4 protein-coding genes are annotated in these 4,570 nt (G+C 73.2%); all 4 read left to right on the forward strand.

All coding sequences use genetic code 11. The features are described from left to right. Window positions 1-228 precede the first annotated feature (228 nt). The 4 genes from C1I99_RS29595 to C1I99_RS29610 are packed head-to-tail and all read left to right on the forward strand — an operon-like array spanning window position 229 to window position 4,547. Window positions 229-1,473: a PP2C family protein-serine/threonine phosphatase gene (locus C1I99_RS29595; protein ID WP_233512788.1), complete on the forward strand. Its 1,245-nt coding sequence runs from the start codon at window positions 229-231 to the stop codon at window positions 1,471-1,473. Continuing rightward, window positions 1,470-3,296: a sensor histidine kinase gene (locus C1I99_RS29600; RefSeq protein ID WP_233512789.1), complete on the forward strand. Its 1,827-nt coding sequence runs from the start codon at window positions 1,470-1,472 to the stop codon at window positions 3,294-3,296. The genes C1I99_RS29595 and C1I99_RS29600 overlap by 4 nt, the downstream gene beginning before the upstream one ends. Continuing rightward, complete coding sequence (locus C1I99_RS29605) at window positions 3,293-3,745, forward strand: response regulator (protein WP_111137478.1); 453 nt, start codon at window positions 3,293-3,295, stop codon at window positions 3,743-3,745. Before C1I99_RS29600 ends, C1I99_RS29605 begins: the two co-directional genes overlap by 4 nt. Further along, window positions 3,738-4,547 carry an inositol monophosphatase family protein gene (locus tag C1I99_RS29610; RefSeq protein WP_111137479.1) on the forward strand — a complete coding sequence of 270 codons (810 nt, stop codon included), beginning with the start codon at window positions 3,738-3,740 and terminating at the stop codon, window positions 4,545-4,547. Before C1I99_RS29605 ends, C1I99_RS29610 begins: the two co-directional genes overlap by 8 nt. The last annotated feature ends 23 nt before the right edge of the window (window positions 4,548-4,570 follow it).

The raw sequence follows: 4,570 nt of genomic DNA on the forward strand, positions 1-4,570 counted from the left end.
GGTGGACACCATCCTGCACCGCGCCGGGCGGTTGCGGGAGCGGCGGTGCGACGGGCGGGTGCACCGGGCGTGGTCCACTGTCGGCTTTGTCCCTTAACGGGTGGTGACCCGGCCCGCTCCCGCCCCCGCCGAGGCCGTCGTGTTGTGTGCGACCGTTGTCTAATACAGGATCAGCAGGGCACTTGGAAGGAGCCCGACATCACCAGCGATCTTCCGCGTCTCGCGGCGGTGACCCGGCCGTATCGGGGGACCGGCCTGGCCGGTTCCTCCCTTGTGCCGTACCCGCACGGCGGTCTCGGGCGCCACCCCAACCTCCCTCCCGGCGAGCGGCTGCGGGTGCTGCTGGTCGAGGACGACGAGGGTGACGCGTTCCTCGTCGGCGAGTTGCTCGCGGAGACCAACTCGATGATCGACCTGGTGGTGGCGACCAGCCTGAGCGAGGCCCGGCAGCGGGTGGCCGGCGTGGACTGCGTCCTGCTCGACCTCGGCCTGCCCGACGCCCAGGGTCTGGACGGGCTGCGCACGGTGCTGGATATGGCCAGCGGCGCCGCGGTCTGCGTGCTGACCGGCCGCTCCGACGAGCACATGGGCATCGTCGCGGTCGCCGAGGGCGCGCAGGACTACCTGGTCAAGGGCCAGGTCGACGGGGTGCTGCTGACCCGCGCGCTGCGCTACGCCGTGGAGCGCAAGCGGGCCGACGAGAACGCCCGGCGGCTACGCGAGGTCGAGCTGCGGCAGGCCGAGTCCGCCCGCCTGGAGCGGGGCCTGCTGCCGCAGCCGCTGATGTCCACCGACCAGATCGCGGTGCACACCTTCTACCGGCCCGGCCGGCACGCCGCCCTCATCGGCGGCGACTTCTTCGACGTGGTGCAGACCCGGCCCGACCGGCTCGACCTGATCGTCGGCGACGTCTGCGGGCACGGCGTTGACGAGGCGGCGCTCGGCGTCGAACTGCGGGTGGCCTGGCGGGCGCTGATCCTCGCCGGCGTGGCCGACGACGAGGTGCTGCCGGCGCTGGAGCAGGTGCTGATGAGCGAGCGCCGGCTCCAGGAGATCTTCGCCACCGTCGCCACCACCCGGCTGGACCTCGACGCCAACCGGGCCACCGTCCGGCTGGCCGGGCACCCGCCGCCGTTGCTGCTCGCCGGGGGCAAGGTCGCGCCGGTCCCGGCGCCCGGCGGCCTGCTGCTGGGCGTACGCCCCCGCCGGCCGGTGGCGTACGACCTGGAGTTCGACACCGACGACTGGTCCCTGTTGATGTACACCGACGGTCTGATCGAGGGGCGCGTCGGCGAGGGGGACGAGCGGCTCGACGTGCCCGGCCTCAGCGGGTTGCTCGCCGACCCGGCCGGCCAGGCCGTGCCCCTGCCCGAGCTGCCGGGTTGGCTGGTCGGGCGGGCCGAACAGCTCAACGGCGGGCCGCTCGCCGACGACGTCGCGATGCTGCTGCTGACCCGGGGGGATGGCCGGTGAGCGTGAACATCCGGCACTGGACCCTGCGGCGGCGGGTCGTCGCGCTGCTCGCCGTCGTCTCCCTGATCCTGGTCGGCCTGGCCGGCACCGCGGCGGCGGTCGCCGCGCAGAACCGCAACCAGATCGACGCGATCCTCACCAAGACCGGCCCGCTGCCGGTGCAGGCGCAGGAGCTGCTGAACGCGCTGCTGGAGCAGGAGACCGCGATCCGCGGCTTCGCGGTCAGCGGCGACCGGGCGGAGCTGGGTCCGTACGACGCCGGCCGGCAGCTGGAGCGCGACCGGATCGCCTCGATGCGGCGGCTCCTGGACGACTACCCGGGGCTCCAGGAGGAGCTGCGGGTGGTCGAGACCCGGGCCGAGGAGTGGCGCCAGGCGGTGGCGGTGCCGGTGATCACCAGCACCGAGCTGAACGGCACCACCGCCGGGCAGGCCCTCATCACCGACCAGGCCCGGCAGCAGTTCAACCAGGTCCGGTCCGCCGCCGACGAGCTGCGGCAGGAGATTCTGGCGACGCGGGACGCGGCCGCCGCGGACGTCCAGCGGACCAGCAACCAGCTCGTCGTCCTGTTGGTCATCGCCGCGCTGGTGGTGGCGGTCGCCGGCGCCATGCTGGTGCTCTCCCTGGACCGGGTGGTGATCCGCCCGTTGACCGGGCTGGCCGACCAGATCCGGGAGGTGGCCGAGGGCGACTACCAGCACGGCATCACCGGGTCCGGCCCGCCCGAGCTGCTCCAGCTCGCCGATGACGTGGACGCGATGCGCCGCAAGATCGCCGCGGACCTTACCGAGGTGCGCGAGGCACGGGAACGCATCGAGTGGGTCAACAGCCAGCTGCAGAAGCAGGCCGAGGAGCTCACCCGCTCCAACCGGGACCTGGAGCAGTTCGCGTACGTGGCGTCGCACGACCTGCAGGAGCCGCTGCGCAAGGTGGCCAGCTTCTGCCAGCTGCTCCAGCGTCGCTACGCCGGTCAGCTCGACGAGCGGGCCGACCAGTACATCGCGTTCGCCGTGGACGGCGCGCAGCGGATGCAGCGACTGATCAACGACCTGCTCGCCTTCTCCCGGATCGGCCGGCTCACCAGCGGCTTCACCGAGGTCGACCTGAACGGGGTGATGGGTGACGTCGTCGGGCAGACCGAGGCGGCACGGCAGTACGCCGACGCCGAGCTGACCTGGGGCGAGCTGCCGGTGATCCGCGGCGAGGAGCCACTGCTGACCAACCTGCTGACCAACCTGGTCAGCAACTCGATCAAGTTCCGCCGCCCCGACGTGCCGCCCCGGGTGCACGTCTCGGCCCGGCTGGTCGGTGACGAGTGGGAGATCAGCTGCCAGGACAACGGCATCGGGATCGAGCCGGAGTTCGCCGACAAGATCTTCGTCATCTTCCAGCGGCTGCACGCCAAGGACGCGTACCCGGGCACCGGCATCGGGCTGGCGATCGTCAAGAAGATCGTGGAGTACCACGGCGGCCGAGTCTGGGTGGACACCGGCACCGAGGAGGGCACCGCGATCCGCTTCACCCTCCCCGCGCGCCCCGAGGACGTGCGCGCGGCCGCCACGAGCGCGGACGCCGACGGGTCCACCGGCGCGGACGCCGACCGGTCCACGGGCGCGGACGTCGGCGGGTCCACGGGCGCGGGCGTCGGCGGGGCGACGGCCGGGGACGCCGGCGGGGCCGTGGCGGGCGCCCCGGATCCGGCCGGTCGGCCGGCCGCGCCGGAGCAGGGCGGACCGCCGGCCGAGGAGACGGACGCCCCGGAGGGCGCCGACGGGCCGCCGGGAGGCGGTAGAACGGGTGGCATGAAGGAGACGGTGGGATGACCGCGCCGGCGGACGGCAAGAGCCCGATCCAGGTCCTGCTGGTGGAGGACGATCCGGGCGACGTGTTGATGACCCAGGAGGCGTTCGACGAGCACAAGGTGCGCAACCGGCTGACCGTCGTCTCCGACGGGGCGGAGGCCCTGGCCTACCTGCGGCGGGAGGGCCAGTACGCGGACGCGGTGCTGCCGGACCTGGTCCTGCTCGACCTCAACCTGCCGCGCCGGGACGGGCGGGAGGTGCTGGAGGAGATCAAGAAGGACGAGCAGCTCTGCCGCATTCCGGTCGTGGTGCTGACCACCTCCCAGGCCGACGAGGACATCCTGCGCAGCTACCAACTGCACGCCAACGCGTACGTGACCAAGCCGGTGGACTTCGAGCGGTTCATCTCGGTGGTCCGGCAGATCGACGAGTTCTTCGTCAGCGTGGTCAAGCTGCCGCCGCGTGGCTGACACTCTGCTCGACGACGTCGGCGGGCTGCTGCGCGAAACCGCCGACCAGGTCGTGCTGCCGCTGTTCCGCAAACTCGACGCCGACGACGTCGCGGAGAAGGCGCCCGGTGACATCGTCACGGTCGCCGATCGGCGGGCCGAGGAGGTGATCGCGGCGGCCCTGCGCCGGCTGCGCCCGGGCTCCGTGGTGGTCGGCGAGGAGGCGGTGGCCGAGGACCGGGCACTGCTGCGGCACCTGCGCGGGTCCGGGGATGTCTGGCTGGTCGACCCGGTCGACGGCACGTCCAACTTCGCTGCCGGGCGGCGGCCGTTCGCCCTGATGGTGGCGCTGCTGACCGACGGTGAACCGGCCGCCGCGTGGGTGCTCGACCCGCTGGCCGGCACGCTGGCCACCGCTCGGGTGGGGGAGGGAGCGTACCTCGACGGGCGGCCGGTGCGGACCACCGACGAGGTGCCGCCGGTCGGCGCGCTGCGCGGCGCGGCGATGACCCGGTTCCTGCCGAACGCGTCGCGTGCCGCCGTGGAGGCGGGCGGCGAGCGGATCGGCGAGCTGCTCCCCGGGCAGCACTGCGCCGGCCGCGAGTATCTCGACATCCTCCTCGGCGACCAGCAGTTCGTGCTCTTCTGGCGGACCCTGCCCTGGGACCACGGCCCGGGCACCCTGCTGGTCCGGGCGGCCGGCGGGGTGGCCCGGCGGTTCGACGGCTCCGACTACCACCCCGTCGACGAGGGCCACGGCCTGCTGGTCGCCGCGAACGAGCGGATCTGGGCCGAGGTCCACGACGCCCTCCTCGACGCCTGACCGCGAGGCAGCACTTCCCGGAA

It is taken from the genome of Micromonospora deserti (genome assembly GCF_003236335.1).
Classification (GTDB): domain Bacteria; phylum Actinomycetota; class Actinomycetes; order Mycobacteriales; family Micromonosporaceae; genus Micromonospora; species Micromonospora deserti.

Coding starts and splice junctions, on each gene's coding strand:
- C1I99_RS29605 (WP_111137478.1), top strand. CDS start 3,293: ATGACCGCGCCGGCGGACGGCAAGAGCCCGATCCAGGTCCTGCTGGTG.